Annotated in this window: 24 protein-coding genes; 10 read left to right on the top strand and 14 right to left on the bottom strand. The window is 60.8% G+C overall.

Annotation, left to right across the window (positions count from 1 at the left end):
- Window positions 1-6: 6 nt before the first annotated feature.
- Window positions 7-267, bottom strand: coding sequence for a hypothetical protein (locus JFU48_RS05910; RefSeq protein WP_003220613.1), 261 nt, complete (start codon window positions 265-267; stop codon window positions 7-9).
- A 401-nt stretch (window positions 268-668) separates the two neighbouring features.
- On the opposite strand from JFU48_RS05910, the gene JFU48_RS05905 reads away from it, so the two are divergent.
- Window positions 669-851: a type II toxin-antitoxin system HicA family toxin gene (locus JFU48_RS05905; RefSeq protein ID WP_003220615.1), complete on the top strand. Its 183-nt coding sequence runs from the start codon at window positions 669-671 to the stop codon at window positions 849-851.
- A complete protein-coding gene (locus JFU48_RS05900) occupies window positions 848-1,312 on the top strand; it encodes a type II toxin-antitoxin system HicB family antitoxin (RefSeq protein ID WP_027611195.1) in 465 nt (154 codons plus the stop codon). Before JFU48_RS05905 ends, JFU48_RS05900 begins: the two co-directional genes overlap by 4 nt.
- A 100-nt stretch (window positions 1,313-1,412) precedes the next feature.
- Here JFU48_RS05900 and JFU48_RS05895 read toward each other — a convergent pair whose 3' ends face one another.
- Window positions 1,413-2,450, bottom strand: coding sequence for a LacI family DNA-binding transcriptional regulator (locus JFU48_RS05895; protein ID WP_103521440.1), 1,038 nt, complete (start codon window positions 2,448-2,450; stop codon window positions 1,413-1,415).
- Window positions 2,451-2,655: 205 nt separating this feature from the next.
- Between JFU48_RS05895 and JFU48_RS05890 the strand changes: the two genes are divergently transcribed.
- The 3 genes from JFU48_RS05890 (at window position 2,656) to mgrA (ending at window position 7,411) form a co-directional block, all read left to right on the top strand.
- Entirely contained in the window at window positions 2,656-4,881 is a 2,226-nt protein-coding gene (locus JFU48_RS05890; protein WP_201136065.1) for a TonB-dependent receptor, read from the top strand.
- Between the two features lies 1 nt (window position 4,882).
- Window positions 4,883-6,202: an LLM class flavin-dependent oxidoreductase gene (locus tag JFU48_RS05885; protein WP_201136064.1), complete on the top strand. Its 1,320-nt coding sequence runs from the start codon at window positions 4,883-4,885 to the stop codon at window positions 6,200-6,202.
- A gap of 171 nt (window positions 6,203-6,373) precedes the next feature.
- Entirely contained in the window at window positions 6,374-7,411 is a 1,038-nt protein-coding gene (mgrA, locus tag JFU48_RS05880; RefSeq protein ID WP_003220623.1) for an L-glyceraldehyde 3-phosphate reductase, read from the top strand.
- Between the two features lie 155 nt (window positions 7,412-7,566).
- Here the strand turns inward: mgrA and tauD are convergent, their stop codons facing one another.
- From tauD to JFU48_RS05845, 7 genes are all read right to left on the bottom strand, one after another.
- Window positions 7,567-8,409, bottom strand: coding sequence for a taurine dioxygenase (tauD, locus tag JFU48_RS05875; RefSeq protein ID WP_201136063.1), 843 nt, complete (start codon window positions 8,407-8,409; stop codon window positions 7,567-7,569).
- 143 nt (window positions 8,410-8,552) lie between these two features.
- Window positions 8,553-9,386 (bottom strand): taurine ABC transporter permease TauC, encoded by an 834-nt coding sequence (gene tauC / locus JFU48_RS05870; RefSeq protein WP_003220627.1) that lies wholly within the window; start codon window positions 9,384-9,386, stop codon window positions 8,553-8,555.
- Window positions 9,383-10,177 carry a taurine ABC transporter ATP-binding subunit gene (gene tauB / locus JFU48_RS05865; protein ID WP_201136062.1) on the bottom strand — a complete coding sequence of 265 codons (795 nt, stop codon included), beginning with the start codon at window positions 10,175-10,177 and terminating at the stop codon, window positions 9,383-9,385. Before tauB ends, tauC begins: the two co-directional genes overlap by 4 nt.
- Before the next feature lie 16 nt (window positions 10,178-10,193).
- The gene (tauA, locus tag JFU48_RS05860) at window positions 10,194-11,171 is read right to left on the bottom strand and encodes a taurine ABC transporter substrate-binding protein (protein ID WP_003220632.1); all 978 of its coding nucleotides are present in this window, start codon (window positions 11,169-11,171) and stop codon (window positions 10,194-10,196) included.
- Window positions 11,172-11,453: 282 nt separating this feature from the next.
- The gene (gshA, locus tag JFU48_RS05855) at window positions 11,454-13,037 is read right to left on the bottom strand and encodes a glutamate--cysteine ligase (RefSeq protein WP_003220633.1); all 1,584 of its coding nucleotides are present in this window, start codon (window positions 13,035-13,037) and stop codon (window positions 11,454-11,456) included.
- 318 nt (window positions 13,038-13,355) lie between these two features.
- Window positions 13,356-13,739: a PaaI family thioesterase gene (locus JFU48_RS05850; RefSeq protein WP_003220635.1), complete on the bottom strand. Its 384-nt coding sequence runs from the start codon at window positions 13,737-13,739 to the stop codon at window positions 13,356-13,358.
- Window positions 13,739-16,063, bottom strand: coding sequence for a Tex family protein (locus JFU48_RS05845; protein WP_045122251.1), 2,325 nt, complete (start codon window positions 16,061-16,063; stop codon window positions 13,739-13,741). The genes JFU48_RS05850 and JFU48_RS05845 overlap by 1 nt, the downstream gene beginning before the upstream one ends.
- Before the next feature lie 358 nt (window positions 16,064-16,421).
- On the opposite strand from JFU48_RS05845, the gene ompR reads away from it, so the two are divergent.
- Window positions 16,422-17,162, top strand: coding sequence for an osmolarity response regulator transcription factor OmpR (gene ompR, locus JFU48_RS05840; RefSeq protein ID WP_003220637.1), 741 nt, complete (start codon window positions 16,422-16,424; stop codon window positions 17,160-17,162).
- Between the two features lie 112 nt (window positions 17,163-17,274).
- Window positions 17,275-18,588 carry an ATP-binding protein gene (locus JFU48_RS05835; RefSeq protein WP_003220639.1) on the top strand — a complete coding sequence of 438 codons (1,314 nt, stop codon included), beginning with the start codon at window positions 17,275-17,277 and terminating at the stop codon, window positions 18,586-18,588.
- A 130-nt stretch (window positions 18,589-18,718) separates the two neighbouring features.
- Here the strand turns inward: JFU48_RS05835 and rimK are convergent, their stop codons facing one another.
- On the bottom strand, window positions 18,719-19,624 hold the full coding sequence (rimK, locus tag JFU48_RS05830) for a 30S ribosomal protein S6--L-glutamate ligase (protein ID WP_003220641.1): 906 nt from the start codon (window positions 19,622-19,624) through the stop codon (window positions 18,719-18,721).
- Entirely contained in the window at window positions 19,621-20,100 is a 480-nt protein-coding gene (gene rimB, locus JFU48_RS05825; RefSeq protein ID WP_003220644.1) for a retropepsin-like aspartic endopeptidase RimB, read from the bottom strand. Before rimB ends, rimK begins: the two co-directional genes overlap by 4 nt.
- Before the next feature lie 216 nt (window positions 20,101-20,316).
- On the opposite strand from rimB, the gene JFU48_RS05820 reads away from it, so the two are divergent.
- Window positions 20,317-20,721, top strand: coding sequence for an RNA-binding S4 domain-containing protein (locus tag JFU48_RS05820; RefSeq protein ID WP_003220645.1), 405 nt, complete (start codon window positions 20,317-20,319; stop codon window positions 20,719-20,721).
- A gap of 167 nt (window positions 20,722-20,888) precedes the next feature.
- Here the strand turns inward: JFU48_RS05820 and JFU48_RS05815 are convergent, their stop codons facing one another.
- Window positions 20,889-21,692, bottom strand: a complete 804-nt coding sequence (locus JFU48_RS05815; protein WP_201136061.1) for a phosphatase PAP2 family protein — start codon at window positions 21,690-21,692, stop codon at window positions 20,889-20,891.
- Between the two features lie 105 nt (window positions 21,693-21,797).
- On the opposite strand from JFU48_RS05815, the gene hslO reads away from it, so the two are divergent.
- The gene (gene hslO, locus JFU48_RS05810) at window positions 21,798-22,700 is read left to right on the top strand and encodes an Hsp33 family molecular chaperone HslO (RefSeq protein ID WP_003220648.1); all 903 of its coding nucleotides are present in this window, start codon (window positions 21,798-21,800) and stop codon (window positions 22,698-22,700) included.
- A gap of 181 nt (window positions 22,701-22,881) precedes the next feature.
- The gene (locus JFU48_RS05805; protein ID WP_201136060.1) at window positions 22,882-24,423 is read left to right on the top strand and encodes a phosphoenolpyruvate carboxykinase; all 1,542 of its coding nucleotides are present in this window, start codon (window positions 22,882-22,884) and stop codon (window positions 24,421-24,423) included.
- 55 nt (window positions 24,424-24,478) lie between these two features.
- Here the strand turns inward: JFU48_RS05805 and JFU48_RS05800 are convergent, their stop codons facing one another.
- Entirely contained in the window at window positions 24,479-25,744 is a 1,266-nt protein-coding gene (locus JFU48_RS05800; RefSeq protein ID WP_201136059.1) for a type II toxin-antitoxin system HipA family toxin, read from the bottom strand.
- Complete coding sequence (locus JFU48_RS05795) at window positions 25,741-26,232, bottom strand: helix-turn-helix domain-containing protein (protein ID WP_045122694.1); 492 nt, start codon at window positions 26,230-26,232, stop codon at window positions 25,741-25,743. Before JFU48_RS05795 ends, JFU48_RS05800 begins: the two co-directional genes overlap by 4 nt.
- Between the last annotated feature and the right edge of the window lie 50 nt (window positions 26,233-26,282).

Raw genomic sequence — 26,282 nt, 5'->3', positions numbered from 1 at the left:
GACGTTTCACGACTCGGCGCTCAGCACCATGAACAACACCATCGCCGCCATCGGCACCCCGAACACCGCACTGCCCACCGCGATTTCCGACCCCAGCGGCTGCCCGGCATGTACCACCCCCACCGCACCATTGATCACCGTCAACGCCAGCCACAGCGCGGCGAAACTGTAGGCCAACGTTTGTCGGCTGAAGCCAACGCGCTCGCCGATGTAGAGCATCAGGGCGAGCAGGACCAGGCCGAAGAAGATGATGATGGCGGTGTGCATAGCGGGTTCTGCCTAGTAGATGAATATCGCCTGATAGACCTTTATCGCGAGCAGGCTCACTCCTACAGTGAACGCATCTGTGCACAAATCCTGTGGCCAACCGCATTCCTTGTAGGAGTGAGCCTGCTCGCGATAGGGCCACTTCGGTGTCATTAAGAGCATAGACAAGTCAGCCCGCATCAATACAAGCCAACCATTCTCGATCAGACACATTTCGCGACGCATTCAAATGTATCTAGACGGCAAGGCACTTTTTCACTGGCCCGCGCCTGCCGTTGGTCGAACCAATTACCGAGCGTTTGTTCACCCAGCTAATATTTCTCAGAGTGTGTATCGTGTGTATAAATCGGTTGCTTACGCCCTAAAGTGACCAGCTCTTGCTGTCGAACAGGGCGAAGGAAATGCGTAGTCGGGAAATGATCAGGATGATCGAGGAGGATGGTTGGTATCTGGTTGCAGTGAAGGGTAGTCACCATCAGTACAAGCATCCGCGCAAGCTGGGTCGGGTGACGATCAAGCATCCGGATTCAGACCTTCCCAAAGGGACGATCAACAGCATTTTGAAACAGGCGGGGTTGAAATGAAGCCCGTTATTGGAAGTGAAAGTCCTTTTATGGACACGTCAGAGGAAGGATTCACGTTTATGAAATTCCCGGTCGTTTTGCACAAGGATGCCGACTCGGACTACGGAGTGATTGTCCCGGATGTACCGGGGTGCTTCTCCGCAGGTAGCACGGTAGCCGAAGCTTTTGAAAACACTCAGGAGGCTCTGGCCCTGCACTATGAGGGACTGGTGGCTGATGGTGCACCGTTGCCTCGAGTTCAGGACATTGATGCACATCTCGACAACCCGGATTACGCGGGTGGAATCTGGGGTGTTGTCGACTTTGATATCACGCCCTATTTCGGCAAGTCGGTACGCTTCAACGCCACGCTGCCCGAGCAACTGCTGGAGCGTATTGATCAAACAGTCCGGCGTGATCAACGCTACAGTTCCCGCTCCGGATTTCTGGCCGCAGCTGCGTTACGCGAATTGTCGGCATGACGAACAACCTGTAGGGGCTGCCGCAGGCTGCGATCTTTTGATTCTGGCTTTGAAATGCGAAAGATCGCAGCCTGCGGCAGCTCCTACCGAGGCATGTGTCTCAGGTGCTCTCGCGCTCGATCACCTTGCACTGCAACAGATTCAGCCGCTGCACCTCATCGCTCGGCAACACCCCAAGACTTTCCAATACCCGCGTTGCCGCCAGCACGCCGATCTCCAGTGCCGGTGGTTTGATCGTGCTCAGGCTCGGCAGGAGCATTTCGGCGAACGGGTAATCGCCGAAGCCGAGCACGGCGCAGTCTTCGGGGATCTTCAGGCCGGCGCGTTGCCCGGCGAGCAGGCCGCCGGCGGCGAGGTTGTCGTTGGCGAAGATGATGGCGTCGGGGCGGGGTGAAGCGTTCATCAGTGCTTCCATCGCTTGCTTGCCGGCTTCGAACGGCGCGCGGTCGGCGTCCGGGGCGAACACCCACGGCTGCAGTCCGAACTCGCGCACGGTGGCGGCGTAACCATCGCGGCGTTCCAGTGCGCTGAGGTCGCCGGGGGCACTGTTTTGCACGAAGGCGATGCGGCGATAGCCTTGGCCGTGGAGATATTGTGCAGCCGTGACGCCGACTTCGTAGTGCGAGAAGCCGATCTGCATCGGCTCGCGATCCGGCTGGTAATCCCAGGTCTCGATCACCGGAATGTCTGCCTCGGCGATCATCTTTTCCGTGCCCGAACTGTGGAAGTGGCTGGTCAACACCAGCGCCGCCGGCGACCAGCCGAGAAATGCGCGCACGGCGTTTTCTTCCTGCTCGGTGCTGAAGTAACTCGACGCCAGCAGCAGTTGATAACCGTGGCGGCTGAGGGTGTCGCTGAAGCCCTGGATGGTGTTGGCAAAGATCGGCCCGGAGATGTTCGGAATCACCATGCCGACGATTTTGCCCCGCGCCGAGGCCAGCCCGCCGGCCACCAGGTTCGGCACGTAACCCAACTCGGCGACCACCGCCGCAATCCGCTCGCGGCGCTCCGGCGAGACGGTTTCCGGCTGATTGAAATAGCGCGACACGGTAATCGCCGACACCCCGGCCTCGCGCGCTACCGCATTGAGGGTCACGCGTCCGGCGCCACGGCGTTTGCGGGGCTTTTCCTGGCTCAAGGCTCGATCCTTTTTAAAAACCAAAACGCATATAAAAGTAATTTTTCAGTATTGGACGCTCTATGCCGAGCTTGCCGATACTGGCGATGTTAGCGCTAACAAAGCGCATTGTCTGCTACTCGCTCGAGCGAATGCCCAAGACATCGATTCAGGCGCTGTCGTCGCAGAACGGCAGCGGTTCAGGGCCAATTTCGAGCGGGCAAACATGCACAACATTCCTGGGGCGACACACAAACTGGCGCAGTCGATTCGCGCCGCTGGCTGGATTTTCACCGGGCTGGCGGCGTTGCCGCTGACCAATGCTTTTGCCGCTGACAGCAGCGATCAAGAGCCGACCCTCAAGTCCGTCACGGTCACCGCCACCCGCCGCGAAGAGTCGCTGCAGAAGGTGCCGGTGGCGGTCTCGGTGATCGACGGTGAACAACTGGAGCGCGACAACCGCAATGGCGTGGCGAGCATCGTCCAGCAAGTGCCGTCGCTGAATTTCCGCACTGGGGCGTCGAACAAGGACACCTCGTTGTTCGTGCGTGGCGTCGGCACGATTTCCACCTCGCCCGGCGTCGAGCCAACGGTGGCCACGGTGATCGACGGCGTGGTCTATGCGCGTCCCGGTCAATCGACTCTCGACCTGCTGGATCTGGAGCGCGTCGAAGTACTGCGCGGCCCGCAGGGCACGCTGTTCGGCAAGAATGCCTCGGCCGGTGTGCTCAACATCACCAGCAAGGCGCCGACCAACGAGACCCACGGCTACATCGACCAGTCGTACTACAGCGGCAACGAAAGCCGCACCCGCTTCGGCATTGGCGGCAGCCTGATTCCGGATATGTTGAAGGGCTCGATCAGCACCCTGGTCAGTAGCTACGACGGCAACGTCGACAACAAATACAACGGCCAGGAGGTCAACGGCTACAACCATCGCGGCGTGCGCGGCAAGCTCGAATTCACCCCGAATGACGACGTCACCTTCACCCTGATCGCCGACTACATGCAGTCCCACGACGACGGTCCCAACGGCGTCGTCAGCAAGTCGTTGACCCCGGCCTTCGCCAACGCGCTGAGCCCGGTCTATGCGAGCAACCACAACCGCGACATCAACACCGATACCCGCACCCACGTCGAGGACACCAACAAAGGCCTGTCCGGTCAGCTCGACTGGCAGTTGGGCGATTACACCCTGACGTCGATCACCGCGTGGCGCGGCTGGGACAACACGCAATATCAGGACGGCGATCGGCTGAGCACGATCACCGCCGCGTTCCCCGGCACCGCCGACAAGGGCGATCTGGCCTTCGATCAGTACTCGCAGGAGCTGCGCCTGGCCTCGCCAAAAGGTGAGTTCCTTGAATACGTCGGCGGCCTGTTCTACATGCACGGCAAGGATGACGAGACCTACCAGCGCACCCTGACGACGCCGACCAGCGTCAACCGTGGCGTGGCTGACTACAGCACCACCAGCGACAGCTATGCCGCGTTCGGTGAGACCACGCTGAACTTCACGTCGGCTTTCCGTGGCATCGCCGGCCTGCGCTACACCCACGATGATCTGGAATACGATCACCGTCGTGTCTCGACCTCGGCGACCACGGTCAGCGGCATCCAGCCGGCCACCAGCAGTTCCGGTTCGGTGGACGAGGACGGCTGGTCCGGCCGCCTCGGCGTGCAGTACGACCTGAGCGCTGCGGTCACCACGTACCTGACCTACTCGCGCGGCTACAAAGGCCCGGCGTACAACGTGTTTTTCAACATGCAGCCGCGTGACACCGAGGCGCTGAAACCGGAAACCTCGAACACCTGGGAGGCGGGGATCAAGGCCACCAGTTGGAACAACCGGCTGACCACCAACCTCGCCGTGTTCCATAGCGATTACGACAACTATCAGGCGAACTTTTTCGACACCGTCGCCGGGCAAGTGGTGACGCGCCTGATCAACGCCGGCAGCGTCAGCACCGAAGGTGTCGAACTCGATTACGCCTTGCAGGCGACCCAGCAACTGAAATTCTCCGGGGCGCTGGCCTACACCCGCGCACGCATCGACCAATTCAGCTGCCCGGCGGGCGCGGCGGCCTCGTGCAACGTCAATGGCAAGCCGCTGCCGTTCAGCCCGGACTGGAAAAGCTACGTACGTGCCGACTACACCATCCCGCTGGAAAACGGTCTGGATATCGAGCTCGGCACCGACTACAGCTGGCAGAGCGAAGTGCAGTACGACATCAGTCAGAACGCCGATACCAAGCAGGGCGCCTACGGCATCTGGAACGCCAGTGTGGCGCTGGCCGATTACAGCAACGGCTGGCGCGTGGCGCTGCTGGGCAAGAACCTCGCCGACAAATCCTACTCACCGCTGCTGGCCAGCGGCGGCAACTACATCTACCGCGCCGTGCCACGGGATGATGAGCGCTACTTCGGCGTGCAACTGCGCAAGGATTTCTGAGATGAGCAGACAGCTGAAACTCGGCGCCTTTCTCATGGCCACCGGGCACCACGTCGCCGCGTGGCGTCACCCGCAGGTTCCGGCGAATGCCGGGCTGGATTTCGCCCACTACAAGCGTCTGGCACAGATTGCCGAGGCGGCGAAGTTCGACACGCTGTTCGTCGCCGACAGTGTGGCCGCGCCGACCCAGGACATCGCCAGCCGCATGGCGCGCTCGGATCACTTCGAACCGCTGACCTTGCTCTCGGCCCTGAGCGCGGTGACCGAGCACATCGGTCTGATCGCCACGGCGACCACCAGTTACAACGAGCCGTACCACGTGGCGCGTAAATTCGCTTCGCTCGATCATCTGTCGGGTGGCCGCGCCGGGTGGAATCTGGTGACCTCGGACAACGCCGCCGAGGCGCTGAATTTCGGTCGCGACGAGCACATCGGCCACGCCGAACGCTACAGCCGCGCCCGCGAGTTTCATCAGGTGGTCACCGGGCTGTGGGACAGTTGGGAGGACGATGCTTTTGTGCGCGACAAGGCCAGTGGCGCGTATTACGACCCTGCGAAGCTGCATGTGCTGGATCACGTCGGTGAGCATTTTCGGGTGAAAGGCCCGCTGAACGTGGCGCGCTCGCCGCAGGGGCAACCGGTGATCGTGCAGGCTGGCTCGTCCGAAACCGGGCGTGAACTGGCGGCACAGACCGCTGAGGTGGTGTTCACCGCGCAGACTTCGCTGGCCGGCGCGCAGGCGTTCTACGCCGACCTCAAGGGCCGCTTGGCCAAGTACGGGCGCAGCGCCGATTCGCTGAAAATCATGCCGGGGGTGTTTGTCGTCGTCGGGCAGACAGAAGCCGAAGCGCAGGAAAAATGTGAAACGTTTCAGCAATTGGTCGAACCGGAGGTTGGCGTGGCGTTGCTTGGGCGTATGCTGGGCAACTTCGACTTGTCGAAGTACCCGCTGGACGCACCGCTGCCGGCGTTGCCGCTGACCGACAGCGGCCAGCAGAGCCGGCAGAAATTGCTGACTGAACTGGCAGGGCGGGAGCATCTGACCCTCGCCGAATTGGGCCGCAGGATTGCCGGTGGGCGCGGGCATTACAGCCTGGTGGGCACGCCGGCGCAGATCGCCGACCGCTTGCAGGAGTGGTTCGAACAGGGCGCGGCGGATGGCTTCAACGTGTTGGTGCCGCACCTGCCGGGCGGACTCGAAGACTTCGCTAATGGCGTGGTCCCGGAACTGCAACGCCGTGGGCTGTTCAGAACCGAGTATGAGGGCCGGACCTTGCGCGAAAACCTGGGCCTTGCCCGACCGCAAAACAGATTTGTGTAAACACCCTGTGGTGAGAGGATTTATCCCCGATGGTGGCGAAAGCCACCCCCAAATCTGCATTCAAATTCGCGATTTTTTGGGACGGCTACGCCGTCCATCGGGGATAAATCCCCTCACCACAAAGTTGGGATTCACCCTCAATTTGCTGGCAATCAAACAAGAGAGGATTCGATGACTTATACCGCTGCCGAAAACCGCTACGACTCCATCCCTTACCGCCGCGTCGGCCGCAGTGGTCTGGTACTGCCGGCGCTGTCGCTGGGCCTGTGGCACAACTTCGGCGACAGCACGCCGATCGACACCCAGCGCGCCTTGCTGCGCACCGCGTTCGACCTGGGGATCAACCACTTCGACCTGGCCAACAACTACGGCCCGCCGTACGGCAGCGCCGAGATCAACTTCGGTCGCCTGCTGCGCGAAGACTTCAAGCACTACCGCGACGAGCTGATCATCTCCAGCAAGGCCGGTTGGGACATGTGGCCCGGCCCCTACGGTCAGGGCGGCGGTTCGCGCAAATACGTGCTGGCCAGTCTCGATCAGAGTCTGCAGCGCCTCGGTCTGGACTATGTGGATATCTTCTATTCGCACCGCTTCGACCCGGACACCCCGCTGGAAGAAACCGCCAGCGCCCTCGCCACCGCCGTGCAGCAGGGCAAGGCGTTGTACATCGGTATCTCGTCGTACTCCGGGGTGAAAACCCGCGAGATCGCTGCGCTGCTCAAGGAATGGAAAGTACCGCTGCTGATTCATCAGCCGGCGTACAACCTGCTCAATCGCTGGGTGGAAAAAGACCTGCTCGACACCACCGAAGAACTCGGTACTGGCGTCATCGCCTTCACGCCGTTGGCGCAAGGTCTGCTGACCGACAAATACCTCAACGGCGTGCCGGCGGATGCGCGGGTCAATCGTCCGGGCGGTGGTTCGCTGCAGGCTTCGCACCTGTCCGAGGCCAACATTGCGCATGTTCGCGCATTGAACGAGATCGCCAAGCGTCGCGGCCAGAGCCTGGCGCAACTGGCACTGGCCTGGACCCTGCGTGATCCACGCGTGACCTCGGCGCTGATCGGCGCGAGCCGGCCGGAGCAGATCATCGAGAACGTCGGGGCGTTGAAAAACCTGAGTTTCAGTGCCGAGGAACTGGCGGAGATCGACCGGTTTGCCCAAGAGGGCGGGATCAATCTTTGGGAGAAGCCTTCGACGGCTGAATAATTGTCAGGCGCCGGTTGATCTGGCGCCTGCATTGACGCCTTCGCGAGCAAGCCCGCTCCCACAGTTAATCGCGTTCCTCCTGAAGAAACACGATCAAACTGTGGGAGCGGGCTTGCTCGCGAAGGGGCCTTTAAATTCAACACCTAAATCAGGCTTTATTTAAAAAACGGCACATCCCCCAACACCGTAGCCCGTTGCATCACCCGTCGTGCCGGACGGTAATCATCCACCGCGTAATGCTGGGTCACGCGGTTGTCCCAGAACGCAATATCGTCTTTCTGCCAGCGCCAGCGAATGGTGAATTCCGGCCGCGTTGCATGAGCGAACAGGAGTTTCAGAATCGCTTCGCTCTCGGTGTCCGACAGTTCGTTGATCTTCGAGGTGAAGCCTTCGTTGACGAACAACGAGCGCCGTCCACTGACCGGATGGGTGCGGATTACCGGGTGTGACAACGGTGGGTTCTTGCGTCGCGCCTCTTCCCACTGGGCCAGTGCTTGCGGCGTATTGCCGTAGCGTTCCAACGGGAAAGAGCGGGTGAAATCGTGAGTCGCGGTCAGCCCTTCGAGCAGGTTTTTCATCGGTGCCGACAGTGCTTCATACGCGGCAATCCCGCTGGCCCACAGGGTGTCGCCGCCAAACTCGGGCAGCAGCTTGGCGCTGAGCACCGCGCCCATCGCCGGGGTCGGCAGGAACGTCACGTCGGTGTGCCAGATCGCGTTGTCGCGCACGTCGGTGACGGCGGTGTCGAGGATCAGCACTTCGGGCTGCTCCGGCACGTTCGGGTAGATCGGGTGAATGTGCAGGTCGCCGAAGTACGCGGCGAAACGCGCCTGTTGCGACGGTTCGATCGGCTGGTCGCGAAAGAACAGCACTTGATACTTGAGCAGCGCCTGCTCGATGGCGTCGCGCTGTTCCGGGTTCAACGGCTGGCTGACGTCGACGCCGCTGATCTGCGCGCCGAGGGCCGAGCTTAATGGGGTGATGGTCAGGCTGCTCATGGTCTTACTCTTCGAATTCGGGGGATAGAGCTTTTGTAGGAGTGAGCCTGCTCGCGATTGCAGGCTGGCAGTCAATGCTGGGGTGAATGACACACCGCAATCGCGAGCAGGCTCACTCCTACAGGGGATTCACATCAAATATGTCAGTGCGCCTGGCCGTGCCACGGCACCAGTTTGCGCTGCAGGGCACGCAGGCCCATTTCCATGGCGAAGGCGATCAGGGCGATCACCAGGATCCCCAGCACCACCACATCGGTGACCAGGAACTGCGCGGCCGATTGCACCATGAAGCCCAAGCCGCTGGTGGCGGCGATCAGCTCGGCAGCGACCAGGGTCGACCAGCCGACGCCGAGACCAATGCGCACACCAGTGAGAATATCCGGCAACGCGCTGGGCAAAATCACATGACGAATCAGTTGCGCGCGAGTGGCACCGAGCGACTGCGCGGCACGCAATTTAGCCGGGTCAACGGTACGCACGCCGGTCGCGGTCGCGATGGCGATCGGCGCGAAAATCGCCAGGTAGATCAGCAGCACTTTCGACAACTCGCCGATGCCGCACCAGATCACGATCAGCGGCAGATAAGCCAATGGCGGAATCGGCCGGTAGAACTCGATCAGCGGATCAAGCACACCACGGGCAATACGGTTGGCGCCGATGGCGATGCCCACCGGCACCGCGGTCAGAATCGCGAAACCGAGGCCCAGACCGATGCGGCTCAGGCTCGCGCCTAGGTGCTGCCACAGGGTCGAATCCATGTAACCGGTGGTCGCCAGCAACCAGCCTTTTTGCAGCACGGCGGACGGTGGTGGCAGGAACAGCGGTTCGATCAAACCGCTGGCAGTCACGGCCCACCAGATCACCAGCAAGGCGAGCAGGGTCAGCAGGCTGATCCAGCGGGTGCTGAGGCTGCGCCGCACCGGAATCACCACCGACGGGGCTTTTGCTACCGGGGCGGAAACGTCGTAACTGCTCATGCGCGCTCCTGCCGTTGAACGGCGCTGCGTTGCGAGAACACTTTGCTCAGCACGTGCTCGCGGGTCTCGATAAAACGCGGGTCGGATTTGATCGCTCGCGCCGACTCACCGGCGGCGTAGCGCTGACCGAAGTCCAGATGCAGACGCTCGACAATCTGCCCCGGATTCGGCGCCAGCAGAATCAGGTCAGTGGCGAGGAACACCGCTTCTTCGATGTCGTGGGTAATCAGGAACACCGGTTTGGCGGTGCGCTGCCAGACTTGCAGCAACAGCTCCTGCATCTGCTCGCGGGTGAATGCATCGAGGGCGCCGAAGGGTTCGTCCATCAGCAGCACGCGCGGGTCGGCGGCGAGGGCGCGGGCCAGGCCGACACGCTGTTTCTGGCCGCCGGAAAGCTGCCAGATACGGCGGCGTTCAAAACCTGTGAGGTCGACCAGCGCAAGCATCTCGCGGGCGCGCTGTTCGCGTTTGTCCTTGGCAACGCCGGCCAGCTCCAGACCGAAAGCGACGTTGGCCAGCACGTCCTGCCACGGCAGCAGGGCGTCATCCTGGAACACCACGCCACGTTCGGCGCTCGGGCCTTTGACCGGCACGCCGTCGAGGGTGATGCGCCCGGCGCTGGGTTCGACGAAGCCGGCAATCAGGTTCAACAGCGAAGTCTTGCCACTGCCGGACGGGCCGAGGGCGACCAGCAATTGCTGAGGCCCGAGGGTCAGGGAAATGTCCGCCAGCACCGGCTCCGGGCTGCCGGGATACTGTGCGCTGATGCGCTCCAGCTGTAGCAAGGCCATCGCAGTTAACTCCCGATCAGTTGGTGATGTATTTGGCGCTGACGTACGGCGCGTAGTCCGGCAGTACGGCTTCGACCTTGCCTTGCTCCTTGAGGAACGCGGCGGTGTCGGTGATGGCTTTGGTGGTCGGCGCGCCGAGGGTGATCACCTGATCAGCCGCCAGCGGGTAGACGTTGCCTTGCAGCAGCAATGGAATGTCGCTGGCCTTGGCGCCGGAGAGCTTCACCAGCTTGTCGACGTGGGACTGGTCGGCGAGCCAGGCTTTCGGGTCCTTGCGGTAATCGGCGTAGGCGTCGAGGGTGACCTTGGCGAACGCGGTGACGATTTCCGGGTGCTTCTCGGCGTAGTCCTTGCGCACGATCCAGGCATCGAAGGTCGGCGCGCCGAACTTGGCCAGTTCGCCGGAAGTGATCAGCACTTTGCCGTTTTCCTTGGCGACACCGAGGGCCGGATCCCAGACGTAAGTGGCGTCGATGTCACCGCGTTTCCATGCGGCGATGATCGCTGGCGGCGCGAGGTTGAGCACGGTGACTTTCGACGGATCGATGTTCCAGTGTTTCAGCGCCGCGAGCAGGCTGTAGTGACCGGTGGACACGAACGGCACGGCGATTTTCTTGCCGACCAGATCCTGCGGGGTCTTGATCCCGGAACCGTCGCGAGCGACCAGCGCTTCGGCGGCACCGATCTGGGTGGCGATGAGGAACGTTTCCACCGGGACTTTGCGGGTGATGGCGGCGGTCAGCGGGCTGGAACCGAGGTAGCCGATCTGCACGTCACCGGAAGCGATGGCGGCGATGATGTCGGCGCCGTTATCGAACTTGCGCCAGCTGATGTCGGCCTTGGTGGCTTTCTCGTAGGCGCCATCGGCCTGGGCGACTTTCGCCGGATCAACGGTGGTCTGGTAGGCGACGGTGAGGTCGGCGGCCTGCGCCAGAAAGCTCGCAGCAGCCAACGAGGCCACGGCCAGCAGGCGAAGCGGGAAATTCAGTTTCATGGGAAGTGCTCCAAGTCAGGCGACCGATGATCGGCGTGAAAGGAGACTAAATGATCTAAGAATCTAAAAATAAATAACTTTTTAGACTTAGCTTATGAGCGGAAAAATCTAAGGCGTGAGGGATTGCTGGTGAGGTCATTGTGGCGAGGGAGCTTGCTCCCGCTGGAGGCCGAAGGACTCCAATATCAATTCATCACGGTGCTTCTTATGCACCGGGGGACTGAAATTGCGACTGCTGCGCAGCCGAGCGGGAGCAAGCTCCCTCGCCACAGGGAATAGTGGTTAGTTGCTGATGGCCAGAATGCTCGCCTGATACGACCCGACAAACACATCGAAATCGCCCACCTCGTTCTGCTCCAGCTCAGCCTGCGCCGCCAGCGACGAACGCGCCAACTCCTCAAACTTCGCTTGCTCAGCCGCCGCCAACGGTTCGCTGCGGAAGAACTCGGCATGCGCCTGGCTCTGACGCAGGGAGAATTGCGCGAAGCTCTCCTTGTGTTCGGCCATCGCCGCGAGCACTTGGGCCGAAGGGGTCAGGGACGAATCCTTGACCTTGGCCAGTTGCGCGTCCAGCGCTTTGCTATGGGCGTCGCCGCCATGGCTCTGATCGAGCAGGGCCGCCAGCGGTGCGATTTTTTCCAGAAGATCGGCTGCCCAGACCTTCAACTCGACCGCTTCACCGTCGCGCTGCAATTGCAGGCCCGGACGGCGGCCTTCCTTGACCACGCTGAGGAAGTTCGAGGTGGCGTTGCTGCAGGAATTGCTGGTCAGCAGCGGACTGTCGTTCAGCGCGCAGTACAGCAGGAACGCGTCGAGGAAGCGTGACTCGGTAAGGTCGATGCCCATCGGCAGGAACGGGTTGATGTCCAGGCAACGCACTTCGACGTACTGAATGCCACGGGCCATCAGCGCCTGGATCGGCCGTTCGCCGGTGTAGGTCACGCGTTTCGGGCGGATGTTGGAGTAGTACTCGTTTTCGATCTGCAGGATGTTGGTGTTGAGCTGCACCCACTCGCCATCCTTGTGCGTGCCGACCTCAACGTACGGCGCGTACGGCGTGGCGACGGCCTTGCGCAGGCTGTCGGTGTAGCTCGCCAGATCGTTGTAGCAAGGCGTCAGGCCGGCCTGGGCGTTGCTTTGGTACCCAAGGTCGCTCATGCGCAGGCTGGTGGCGTACGGCAGATACAAAGTATCCGGATCGAGCTGTTCCAGTTGATGCGAGCGCCCACGGAGGAAACCGGCATCCAGCGCCGGCGAAGCCCCGAACAGGTACATCAGCAGCCAGCTGTAGCGGCGGAAGTTACGGATCAGCGCGATGTACGACGATGACTGGAAGTCGCGGTCGGTGCCGACAAAACCCTCGGCCTCGCGCAGCAGTGGCCAGAGCTTTTCCGGCAGGGAAAAGTTGTAGTGAATCCCGGCGATGCACTGCATGGTCTTGCCGTACCGCAGGGCCAGGCCCTTGCGGTAGACGTACTTGAGCTGACCGATGTTGGACGTGCCGTAATAGGCGATCGGGATGTCTTCCTCGGCCGGCAACGGGCACGGCATCGATGGACTCCACAGGTACTCGTTGCCGAGCTTGCTGTAGGCAAAGCGATGAATCTTGTCCAGACTCGCCAGCGTATCGGCCGGATCGGGCAGGGCGGGGGTGATGAATTCCAGCAGCGACTCGGAGTAGTCGGTGGTGATCTGTTCATTGGTCAGCGCGGAACCCAAGGCTTCCGGGTGCGGCGTTTGCGCCAGACGACCTTCACTGGTCACGCGCAGGCATTCACGTTCGATACCGTGGAGGCACTGTTCGAGCAGAGAGAGGTTGGCGCGCTCGCCGAGCAGAGCCAGGCGGCGGTTGAGAAGTTCGCTCAATTTGGATTCCTTCACGCGTCAGTCGCCCCAATATGGGGGTGGGCAGGACGGTCTACAAGGGTGAAGTTGAAACTGGCGTTTTCGCCTGGTTTTTTGGGCTCACGAAGCCCCTTTCGAACCGCCGACTTCAATCCCTGAATCTGGCAGATGCACGCGAAGATTATGCGGTCCCTGTGGGAGCGGGCTTGCTCGCGAATGCGGTGTATCAGTCACTGCCATGCACACTGACACGCCCCCTTCGCGAGCAAGCCCGCTCCCACAGAAAAGCTCGACGCTGCGATCACAGCGCCGAAATTAACTCAAAATGATGAACAACATCTACAGGACAGCGAACGTGCCTTGCGCTTTTGCGACCAGTTTGTCGCCCTGCATCACGTCGGCCTCGACCACCAAAGTGCGGCGGCCCGGGTGGATGACCCGCGCCGTGCACAGCACCTCACCGTCGGACACGGCGCGGATGTAGTTGATCTTACACTCGATGGTCGCGCTCTGCTGATCGAAGCCGTGGGTGCTGGAACAGGCCAGACCCATGGCGATATCAACCAGACTGAACAGCGCGCCACCGTGCAACTTGCCGCCGCGATTGCGCAGTTGCGGTTCCAGCACCAGGGCGACTTGCGCCACCCCGGTCTCCAGGCTGTGCAGGCGGCAGCCCAACAGCTTGAAAAACGCGCTCTCGACGAGCCCGGCCGGAACTTCCATCAGCGTTTCTTCAACTGCTTGGCGTTGGCGAACAGCGAGGCCATGGCGTTGTTCACCGGAGCGGCTGTGGCCGTTTCCTTACGCGGTGCGTTGCCCGAAGACTGGCGCGGTGCCGAGCCTGGACGCGAACCACGGGCGCCGTCGATTTTCTCGCCAGGAGTGTCGCTCATGCGCATCGACAGACCGACGCGTTTGCGCGGGATATCGACTTCCATGACCTTCACTTTCACCACGTCACCGGCCTTCACCGCTTCGCGTGGGTCCTTGATGAACTTCTCCGACAGCGCCGAGATGTGCACCAGACCGTCCTGATGCACGCCGATGTCGACGAATGCACCGAACGCGGTCACGTTGGTGACGACGCCTTCGAGGATCATCCCCAGTTGCAGGTCTTTCAGGTCTTCGACGCCTTCCTGGAACTCGGCAGTCTTGAACTCCGGACGCGGGTCGCGACCCGGTTTTTCCAGTTCTTGCAGAATGTCGGTGACGGTTGGCAGACCGAAGGTTTCGTCGGTGAATTTCTTCGGATCCAGACGCTTGAGGAACGCGGCGTCGCCGATCAGCGAGCGAATGTCGCGGTCGGTTTCAGCGGCAATACGCTGTACCAGTGGATAGGCTTCCGGGTGAACGGCCGAGGAATCCAGCGGGTTGTCGCCGTTCATCACGCGCAGGAAGCCTGCGGCCTGTTCGAAGGTTTTCTCGCCCAGACGCGCGACTTTCTTCAGCGCTGCGCGGGTCTTGAACGCACCGTGTTCGTCGCGGTGAGCGACGATGTTCTGCGCCAGAGTCGCGTTGAGGCCGGAGATCCGCGCCAGCAGCGCCACCGAAGCGGTGTTCACATCGACGCCGACGGCGTTCACACAGTCCTCGACCACCGCGTCCAGACCACGCGCCAGTTTCAGTTGCGACACGTCGTGCTGGTACTGGCCGACACCGATGGATTTCGGATCGATCTTCACCAGTTCGGCGAGCGGATCCTGCAGTCGACGGGCGATGGACACCGCACCACGGATCGACACGTCCAGGTCCGGGAATTCCTTGGCCGCCAGTTCCGATGCCGAGTACACCGATGCGCCGGCCTCGGAGACCATGACCTTGGTCATCTTCATCGCTGGGTATTTTTTGATCAGCTCGATCGCCAGTTTGTCGGTTTCGCGACTGGCGGTGCCGTTGCCGATGGCGATCAGGTCAACCGAGTGCTTGGCGCACAGGGCGGCCAGAATCGCGATGGTCTGATCCCACTTGTTGTGCGGCACGTGCGGGTAAACCGTGGCGTGATCGAGCAGTTTGCCGGTGGAGTCGACCACCGCGACCTTGCAGCCGGTACGCAGACCCGGGTCGAGGCCCAGGGTGGCGCGCGGGCCGGCCGGCGCGGCCAGCAACAGGTCGTGCAGGTTATGGGCGAAGACGTTGATCGCCTCGGTTTCGGCACTGTCGCGCAGTTCGCCGAGCAGGTCGGTTTCGAGGTGGGTGTAAAGCTTGACCTTCCAGGTCCAGCGCACCACTTCGCCGAGCCATTTGTCGGCCGGGCGATTCTGGTTCTGGATGCCGAATTGCTGGCCGATCATGCCCTCGCACGGGTGCATGGTGCCCGGCAGTTCGTCGCCGACTTTCAGCGCGGAACTGAGGATGCCTTCGTTGCGGCCACGGAAAATAGCGAGTGCGCGGTGCGACGGCATGCTTTTCAGCGGCTCGTCGTGTTCGAAGTAGTCGCGGAACTTCGCGCCTTCTTCTTCCTTGCCGGCGATCACGCGGGCGCTGATGGTCGCTTCCTGCTTGAGGAAGTTACGCAGTTTTTCCAGCAGGCTGGCGTCTTCGGCGAAGCGCTCCATCAGGATGTATTTGGCGCCTTCCAGCGCAGCCTTGACGTCGGCCACGCCTTTTTCGGCGTCGACGAAGCGGGCGGCTTCGGTTTCCGGCGTCAGGTTCGGGTCGTTGAACAGGCCGTCGGCCAGCTCGCCGAGGCCGGCTTCGAGGGCAATCTGGCCCTTGGTGCGGCGCTTCTGCTTGTACGGCAGGTACAAGTCTTCGAGGCGGGTCTTGGTGTCGGCGAGCTTGATGTCGCGCTCAAGGGCCGGGGTGAGTTTGCCCTGCTCCTGGATGCTGGCGAGGATGCTGATGCGCCGTTCGTCGAGTTCTCGCAGGTAGCGCAGACGCTCTTCCAGATGACGCAACTGGGTGTCATCGAGGCTGCCGGTGACTTCTTTCCGGTAACGGGCGATGAAGGGAACGGTAGAGCCTTCATCGAGTAGCGCGACGGCCGCTTCGACCTGTTGCGGGCGTACGCCGAGTTCCTCGGCGATGCGGCTGTTGATGCTGTCCATAAAACCACCTGACATATTGTGAAAGCAGGCTCGCAGGCACGGAAATAAAGGCCCGGAGTCTGGTTGAGCGGCTAGAAAATTGCCGCTGCCTGGGTCAAGAGGCAGCCCATTGACCCGTGAAATCGAACAATTACTGCGGCCACCGGGAAAAAAGCCCGGCCACCTGCGGTAACGATTCAGACGTTGCCTGGCACAAAACGCCGCGCATTATAACCAGCGTTCTGTCATTCGGGGGTGTAGCAGTCTGTAGGCATAAACCCCGGTTTTCTGGCAGTGAAGGAAAAATCTGCTAACAATGCACACGGTGCGTATAACGGCAGCTACGCCATAATGCGCGCCGAGCTAAAAGGAGCATCCAATGAGCAGCACTGCAAACAATGCTGAAGGCGAAAAAATTCTTATTGTTGACGACGATCCGGGGCTGAGTAGCCTGCTGGAACGTTTCTTCGTCAGCAAGGGCTACCGTGCCCGTGCCGTACCGAACACCGAGCAAATGGACCGTCTGCTGTCGCGTGAAGTGTTCAATCTGGTCGTCCTCGACCTGATGCTGCCGGGCGAAGACGGCCTGACCGCATGCCGTCGCCTGCGGGCGGCGAACAATCAGATTCCGATCATCATGCTCACCGCCAAAGGCGATGAGATGAGCCGCATCAAGGGCCTGGAACTGGGCGCCGATGACTATCTGGCCAAGCCGTTCAACCCGGACGAGCTGATGGCTCGGGTCAAAGCGGTTCTGCGTCGTCAGGCCGCACCGGTGCCGGGCGCGCCGGGCAGCGAAGACGAAAATGTCACCTTCGGTGATTACGTGCTGTCGCTGGCGACCCGCGAGCTGAAACGTGGCGAAGAAGTGCACATGCTCACCACCGGTGAGTTTGCGGTGCTCAAGGCGCTGGTGATGAACGCGCGTCAGCCGCTGACCCGCGACAAACTGATGAACCTGGCCCGTGGCCGCGAGTGGGATGCCCTGGAGCGTTCCATCGACGTGCAGATTTCCCGCCTGCGCCGGATGATCGAGCCGGATCCGTCCAAACCACGCTATATCCAGACTGTCTGGGGTGTGGGCTACGTGTTCGTACCGGACGGCGCCGCCACCAAGTGATCGGCGATTTGTAGGAGCGGGTCTGCGCATCGGGTTGATCGACCCTCTACGCAGACTCGCAATCCGCAATATGCGAGCATTGCTCGCTCCTGCAAGTGTTTAACGGTTATCGATGAAAACCCCCGTCTGGTTCCCCCAAAGTTTTTTCTCCCGCACCCTTTGGCTGGTGCTCATCGTCGTGCTGTTTTCCAAGGCACTGACCCTGGTTTATCTGTTGATGAACGAGGACGTGCTGGTAGATCGTCAGTACAGCCACGGCGTCGCCCTGACGCTGCGCGCCTATTGGGCGGCCGATGAAGAAAACCGCGCGAAGATCGCCGATGCCGCGACCCTGATCCGGGTGGTCGGCGCCGGGGTGCCGGAGGGCGAGCAGCACTGGCCGTACAGTGAAATCTATCAGCGGCAGATGCAGGCGGAGCTGGGCGCCGACACCGAAGTGCGTTTGCGCATGCACTCGCCGCCGGCGCTGTGGGTGCGTGCGCCAAGCCTCGGCGACGGTTGGCTGAAAGTGCCGCTGTACCCGCATCCGCTGCGCGGGCAGAAAATCTGGAACGTGCTCGGCTGGTTCCTCGCCATCGGTTTGCTGTCCACCGCCTCGGCCTGGATTTTCGTCAGCCAGCTCAACCAGCCGTTGAAGCGTCTGGTATATGCCGCGCGGCAACTCGGTCAGGGTCGCAGCGTGCGCCTGCCGATCAGCGATACGCCCAGCGAGATGACCGAGGTGTATCGCGCCTTCAACCAGATGGCCGAAGACGTCGAGCAGGCCGGCCGTGAGCGTGAGCTGATGCTGGCGGGGGTGTCGCATGACTTGCGCACGCCGCTGACCCGCTTGCGGCTGTCGCTGGAGCTGATGGGCGACCGCAACGATTTGACCGACGACATGGTGCGCGACATCGAAGACATGGACGCGATTCTCGACCAGTTCCTCGCGTTCATTCGCGATGGTCGCGACGAGTCGGTGGAAGAGGTGGACCTGAGCGATCTGGTGCGTGAGGTGGCCGCACCGTACAACCAGAACGAAGAGAAGGTGCGCTTGCGTCTGGAGCCGATCCAGCCGTTTCCACTGCGCCGGGTGTCGATGAAACGCCTGCTGAACAACCTGATCGGCAACGCCTTGAATCACGCCGGCAGCGGCGTCGAGGTTGCGGCTTATGTGTCCGGCGATACCAGCGCGCCGTACGTGGTGCTGAGCGTGATGGACCGTGGCGCTGGGATCGATCCGTCGGAGCTGGAAGCGATCTTCAACCCGTTCACCCGTGGCGACCGTGCCCGGGGCGGCAAAGGTACGGGGTTGGGTCTGGCGATCGTGAAGCGGATTGCTTCGATGCATGGCGGCAATGTCGAGTTGCGCAACCGCTCCGGGGGCGGACTGGAGGCGCGAGTGCGATTGCCGTTGGGGTTGATGTTGCCGCGAGATGCCGTCTGACAGCCGAGATATTCAGCGGGGCTGATGGCCCCTTCGCGAGCAAGCCCGCTCCCACCGGGGAGCGCATGCCAAAATGTGGGAGCGGGCTTGCTCGCGAACGCAGCCGCCCAGCCACCACATTTCTGACGGGTTAACCCTTGCCTTTGGTCCGGGTCATATTCGGCCCGCCATTCTTCTCAAGGTGCTCGATGATGATCCCCGCCACGTTCTTGCCGGTGGTGGTCTCGATCCCTTCCAGCCCCGGCGACGAGTTCACTTCCATCACCAGCGGGCCGTGGTTCGAACGCAGGATATCCACACCCGCCACCGCCAGGCCCATGACCTTGGCCGCACGCAACGCGGTCATGCGTTCTTCCGGGGTGATCTTGATCAGGCTGGCGCTGCCGCCGCGGTGCAGGTTAGAGCGGAACTCGCCCGGCTTGGCCTGACGTTTCATGGCCGCGATCACCTTGTCGCCGACCACGAAGCAGCGAATGTCGGCACCGCCGGCCTCCTTGATGTATTCCTGGACCATGATGTTCTGCTTCAGGCCCATGAACGCCTCGATCACCGATTCGGCTGCGGTCGCGGTTTCGCACAGCACCACGCCGATACCCTGGGTGCCTTCCAGCACTTTGATCACCAGCGGCGCGCCGTTGACCATGTCGATCAGGTCGGGAATGTCATCCGGCGAGTGGGCGAAGCCGGTTACCGGCAGGCCGATGCCGCGGCGCGACAGCAATTGCAGCGAACGCAGTTTGTCCCGCGAACGGGCGATGGCTACGGACTCGTTGAGCGGAAACACGCCCATCATTTCGAACTGGCGCAACACGGCGCAACCGTAGAACGTCACCGACGCACCGATCCGCGGGATCACCGCGTCGAAGCCTTCCAGCGGCTTGCCGCGATAGTGGATTTGCGGCTTGTGGCTGGCGATGTTCATGTAGGCGCGCAGGGTGTCGACCACTACCATTTCATGCCCGCGTTCGGTGCCGGCTTCGACCAGACGACGGGTGGAATACAGACGCGGATTCCGCGACAGCACAGCGATCTTCATGCAACACCTGTGGAGGAGGTAGATACCGGGAACACCGGCTTGTCTTGTACATACTTGATGCCTGGGTTGACCACCAACTGGCCGTCGATCAGGGCTTTGGAACCGAGCAACAGGCGATAGCGCATGGACTTACGGCAGGCGAGGGTGAACTCGACTGCCCAGACCCGATCACCGAGGGCCAGGGTGGTGCTGATCACATAGCGCACCTGGGCCTGGCCGTTGGAGCTTTTGATGGTTTTGCGCGTCACCAGCGGTGCTTCGCAGCGCCGGTGACGCAACTGCACCACCGTGCCCAGGTGCGCGGTGAAGCGCACCCACTTCTCGCCGTCGCGTTCGAATGGCTCGATGTCGGTGGCATGCAGGCTGGAGGTGCTGGCGCCGGTGTCGATTTTCGCCCGCAGGCCCGCGACTCCCAGATCAGGGAGCGCCACCCACTCGCGCAGACCGACAACGGTCAAATGGTCAAATGTCTTCAAAGGTACTCAACCGGCAAAAACCGCTCGGGCCGCGTACGGCCGAATTCGCGGTATTCACGCAGAATAATGGTTAAAAGGCGACAGATATCTACGGCCCGGATTGCCGACCCCTCAAGCGGGTGTCGGGTGGTGCGCATTGTAATCCGGGACGGCGTAATTCATGGCACGACAGAAACGGTAGTACAGTTCATCAATATTTCAGAATGAGGAAATTCCATGGCACAAAAAAGCGAAGAGGACGACAAGGTCCGTCTCGACAAGTGGTTGTGGGCGGCGCGCTTTTATAAAACCCGGGCCCTGGCCAAAGCGGCCATCGAGAGTGGCAAGGTGCATTGCCGAGGTGACCGCTGCAAGCCTGGCAAAGAGCCACGCATTGGTGATGAATTCGAGATTCGTACCGGCTTTGAAGAGCGCACGGTGAGGGTCGAAGCCTTATCGATCGTGCGTCGCGGCGCACCCGAGGCGCAGACGCTGTATACCGAGACCGAGGCGAGTATTGCCAAACGTGAAGCGGCAGCGGCGATGCGCAAGGCCGGGGCGTTGGGCGTGAGCACCGATGGCAAGCCGAGCAAGAAGCAGCGGCGGGATCTGTTTAAATTTCGTGGCAGCAGCAACGAGTAGTGTGCGACGAACACACTTGTGGCGAGGGAGCTTGCTCCCGCTGGCGGCCGAAGGACGCCCTGTACAGGCGAGCACGTATTTCAAAATACAACTGCATCGACAAGTAAAGCGACTGCTACGCAGCCGAGCGGGAGCAAGCTCCCTCGCCACAGGTCTTCACACAACTGTCAGTTGGCGGCAGACACCACACTCATCCGCGAAACCAGCGGCAGCTTGCCCAGCAAAGCGAAAATCGGCGCCGTTACCTTCAGCCAGAAATTCGCCGCGTGACAGGCAAACGGCGTGTAGTAACCCCAGCCCAACGCCCACACCGCCAGCAGCAGGCCGCCGATGTAATCGTCCTGCCCCCAATGCGCGCCGGCCACCAGACGCGGCAGCATGAACAGCAGCGCCAGGCCCCAGACCGTCAGGAACTGCCCGACCGAACGGCTGAACACACCCATGAACAGCGCCCAGATCAGCAACACCGAAGCGTGGTCACCGGGGAAGCTCTGGCTTGAGCGATCCTTCAGCTCCCAGGCTTTTTCCAGTTGCGGGAAGTAGTCACTGAGGTGCACCGCGCCTTCCAGCACCATCGACGGACTGTTGTGTTGCCAGTCCATGTAGTCGGCGAATTTGGAAAACAGCGCGCGGATCACCACCATCAACAGCAGAATGGAGAAAAAACCGAAGAAGGCGCGACGCACATCAATCGCCTTGAACACCCAGTCGCCCTTGATCAGCAGCGTCAGCAGAATCAGTCCGACAACGATGTCGAACGGGCGCAGACTTGCAATTGCCCAGATGTGGAGCCATATGGGGTTGCTGGCCAGTGGTGCATTGAGTGAGCGAAACAGCCACTCGTCGAAAATCACACACAGCATCTGGCCCGTAGGCCATAACCAGAAAGCCAGTAGCGCTAATGGCACTACGTTACACAGAACCAGCCGGCCGAGGTTCCACCTTGATTGGAACAAACCCGGATTGTTCATAAAATGCCTCCCGTGGCTGAACGTTTTGCACCAAACAGGTGCGAAGAAAGCGCGGGATTTTCATCTTTTGTAACCTTTTTGTCATCAATTCAGATACCCAGACCTATGACCGACCTACCGGATACCGACTACACCCAACGCTTCATCTTCGATGACAGCGACACTCGCGGCGAACTGGTGGCGCTGGAACGCAGCTACGCCGAAGTCCTCGCCAAGCACCCGTACCCGGAGCCGGTCGCGCAGTTGCTGGGCGAACTGATGGCGGCCGCTTCGTTGCTGGTGGGCACCCTGAAGTTCGACGGCTTGCTGATTCTTCAGGCGCGTTCCGAAGGCCCGATTCCGCTGCTGATGATCGAATGCTCCAGCGAGCGCGAGATCCGTGGTCTGGCGCGATATGACGCCGAGCAGATCGCTGCGGATGCCACCCTCGCCGACCTGATGCCGGGTGGTGACCTGACCCTGACCGTCGACCCGACGATCGGCCAGCGTTACCAGGGTATCGTCGACCTCGATGGTGAAACCCTGTCGGAATGCTTCACCAATTATTTCGTCATGTCGCAACAGGTCGGCACGCGCTTCAAGCTGTTCGCCGACGGCCGTCGTGCCCGTGGCATGCTGCTGCAGCAACTGCCGGCCGACCGTCTGAAAGACGAAGAAGACCGCGCCGCCAGCTGGCAGCACATCACCGCGCTGGCCAGCACCCTGACCGCCGATGAATTGCTCAGCCTGGACAACGAAACCGTGCTGCATCGCCTCTACCACGAAGAGCAGGTGCGCCTGTTCGATGTGCAGAACCTGCGCTTCCGTTGCAGCTGCTCGCGGGAACGCTCGGGCAATGCATTGGTCAGTCTGGGTCTGGAAGACGCGCAGGCACTGGTGGCCGAACGCGGTGGCGAAATCGAGATCGATTGCCAGTTCTGCAACCAGCGTTACCTGTTCGATGCGGCCGATATTGCTCAATTGTTCGCTGGCGCAGGCGTCGACACGCCGTCAGATACCCGGCACTAAAACGGTTCAGCGCAGGTAAATTCACTGCGTAACGACGGAATTTCGCCGTTACGACGGGAGGACCCTACTCTTTTTGGGCTTTTCTGGCATAATCCGGCCCACTTTTTTCGCGGTAGTAGTGCACGACTTTCTACTACAAAACGTTTGGAGCACACTCGGCCACTGGCCGACGGGGAACCTCATGACGCAAGCCAATAACGCCGTGTACACCGATCTGAGTGTTGATGATCTGGTAAAAGAAGCCCTGCAACGCGGTGAGGGCGAGCTTGCCGATACCGGCGCTCTGGTCGTTCGCACCGGTCACCGTACCGGTCGTTCGCCAGTCGATCGTTTCATCGTTGAAGAGCCTTCCACCCAGGCCGCTATCGCCTGGGGCCCGATCAACCGCAAGTTCCCGGCCGACAAGTTCGACGCGCTGTGGGCTCGTGTCGAGGCGTTCAACAACGCGCAAGAGCACTTTGTTTCCCATGTGCATGTAGGTGCGGCTGAAGATCACTACCTGGCCGTGAAAATGACCACCCAGACTGCCTGGCAGAACCTGTTCGGTCGTTGCCTGTTCATCAACCCGGCCCAGTACAACCCGGCCGGTCGTGACGAGTGGCAAGTGCTCAACGTGGCCAACTTCGAGTGCGTACCAGAGCGTGACGGCACCAACTCCGACGGTTGCGTGATCATCAACTTCGCGCAGAAAAAAGTGCTGATCGCCGGCATGCGTTACGCCGGTGAGATGAAGAAAGCCATGTTCTCCGTGCAGAACTTCCTGCTGCCGGCCGCTGACGTGCTGCCAATGCACTGCGCTGCCAACATCGGCGAAGAAGGCGACGTGACCCTGTTCTTCGGTCTGTCGGGCACCGGTAAAACCACCCTGTCGGCCGACGAAAGCCGTTACCTGATCGGTGACGACGAACACGGCTGGGGCGAAGGCGTTGTCTTCAATATCGAAGGTGGCTGCTACGCCAAGTGCATCGACTTGTCCGAGAAGAACGAGCCGGTCATCTGGAAAGCCATCAAACACGGCGCTGTGCTGGAAAACGTGGTCATCGACGACGCCAAACACGCCGACTACACCGATGTCAGCCTGACCCAGAACAGCCGCGCGGCCTACCCGCTGGAGCACGTTGCCAAGCGTTCCGAGAAGAACCTGGGCGGCGAGCCAAACGCTGTAATCTTCCTGACTTGCGACCTGACCGGCGTGCTGCCGCCAGTGTCGATCCTCAACGAAGAACAAGCGGCCTACCACTTCCTGTCCGGCTACACCGCGCTGGTGGGCTCGACTGAAATGGGTTCGGGCAGCGGCATCAAGTCGACCTTCTCCACCTGCTTCGGCGCGCCGTTCTTCCCGCGTCCGGCTGGCGAATACGCCGAACTGCTGATCAAGCGCATCCGCGGCTTCGGCTCCAAGGTCTACCTGGTCAACACCGGCTGGACCGGCGGCGGCTACGGCGTCGGCAAACGCTTCAATATCCCGACCACCCGTGCGGTGATCGCAGCGATCCAGAGCGGCGCGCTCATCGGTGCTGCCACCGAGCACCTGGACACCATCAACCTCGACGTGCCATTGGCCGTACCGGGTGTTGAAACCAACCTGCTCAACCCACGCAACACCTGGGCTGACAAGGCTGCCTACGACGAAGCTGCCAAGGCCCTGGCCGGTCTGTTCATCGAGAACTTCAAGAAGTTCGAAGTGAGCGACGCGATCAAGGCTGCGGGTCCCAATTTGTAAGATTGGTTCGTTGTGAACTAAAAAGCCGCCTCCAGGGGCGGCTTTTTTGTGGGCATTAAAGGGGACTAAACGCTGTTGCCATAAGGTCCTGTTCACGCTTGGATAGTCCCAATACACGTGCTACTTCCGGCCAGTTGCTGATCTCGGATTTAAAGTGCTCAATTATTTCTTCTGCATGTATCGAGCTCACTCGAAAATACCCCGCCACTTCCCTCGCCAGCTCCAGATCCAACGCGTTGTCAGCATCAGTGATGTTCAGCTTCAACCCATCTGCATGCGCTACGGGATTCATGTCATACGCTGCCGACAAGCGCCATCCCCGACCGGGATCCAGAATAAATCCGTGATTACGCAGGTGGTCGTCGGTGTTGGATACCAGGATGTTGAAGACGATTCTCGACCATAACTCGCGAAGGTCTGCATTGGGCTCCGAACCGTGTTCCATGAGTACTTCCGCCAACTCAAGGTAGCTGGCGCCTGTTGAAGCGTCGTCGCCGTCGGTGCGGTTGGTCAGGGTCATGGCTGAGGCGAAGTGGTGGCGCCCACCGCGTTCGGTTCGGTCGAAGCGTTTGATCAGAAAACAGTGGTGGTCGCTCGCGTAACGTCGTGCCATGCCGGTTGCGACACGTAGCCCGCAGTTGACCGCCAAGGCGTTCACCAGCATTTCCCAGCCACCTACATCGTAGTCGTCTCGCGTACTCGGAAACTTGGCGATCCACAGTTGGCCATGCTCGTCGACCACACTGGCTTTTGGTCTGGCGCCGCCCAGTGAGCCGCCCGGCGCGATGAGCATTCTTAGCCATTCGCGGCCATTGAGTGCGGTGTTGTCCGTGTCGTTTTCCAAGGCCAGACTCGCCTGTTCCAGCGCACGCAATTCAACAAAGGGTGGGGCAGCAACGCCATCGCGATCGTCGAGAAAATTACCCTCGTCGTTGAGCTTGTAGCGGATGGCGCCGACGCGGAACTGGTCATGCACGCCAAGGAGATAGTCAGACTCGAATAGCTTGCTGCCCTTGGGAATCAAACCGTCGCGGATATCCCTCTCCAGGCGCCGCTTCATTAGCAGTTGGCCCCAACGATCAGGGCTTGAGTCAGCGAAGACGCCAAAACGAGTCTGATGTTGACCAGGAAACTGACGTCCTTGAAAAAGTCCGATTCGTGGGTCCAGCTGTGTGAAGCTTAACTCGGGGTCGGCCAGCGCTACGGGATCGTATTCAAACTCGAATACGTTGGTGTTGCGTGCCTTACGGGCATGCAGGAAGCCGAGACGCCTGGCGCCGTTCAACGATTCCCAATCTGCATAAACAGCGATCAGCGTCATTTTTCACCTGTCGTGGAGCCTGGCTTTTTCTTCTTCAACAGATTGGAGAGAGTGTGCGTGTTGATTGGAAAATCGTCCGGAAGTTTTGTTGTAGTAGCGGCATCGATGACGCTTGAAGTCTCGCTGTGATCGGATGCAGCTTTTTTTAACGCGCTGACTCCGCGTACTCGCTGTGGCTTTTTGATTGGGGATCTTGATGCAGGCATTAACTGAGCATCCTGTAGCTGTCGGCCCATTTCATCGGTCGCGGCAAGCTGATTCAGATCCTTTTCCAGGCCCAGCACCTGCATGACCGACAGATAAGCGCCGATGGTTACTCCTGATTCGCCTGACTCCAGATTGCGCAAGGTGGTCAGCGACATGCCTGACCGTTCAGCGACCTGCTTTGCCGTCAGCTTGCGGCGCAGACGAGCCAGCTTCAGCCGTTCGCCAAATTCCGACAGCAGTCGAGCGGAGGCGGGCAGAAGTGGCGCTGTTTTCTTGGCCATGTGGCAGTATTCCTTCATTTTTTTTCCTTAACTGCCAGAATAATAGCACT

Origin of the sequence: Pseudomonas sp. TH49, assembly GCF_016650625.1 — a bacterium.
Classification (GTDB): Bacteria; Pseudomonadota; Gammaproteobacteria; order Pseudomonadales; family Pseudomonadaceae; genus Aquipseudomonas; species Aquipseudomonas fluorescens_H.
The sequence above is the reverse complement of the archived record's forward strand: the minus strand, read 5'-3'. Positions and strand labels throughout refer to the sequence as shown.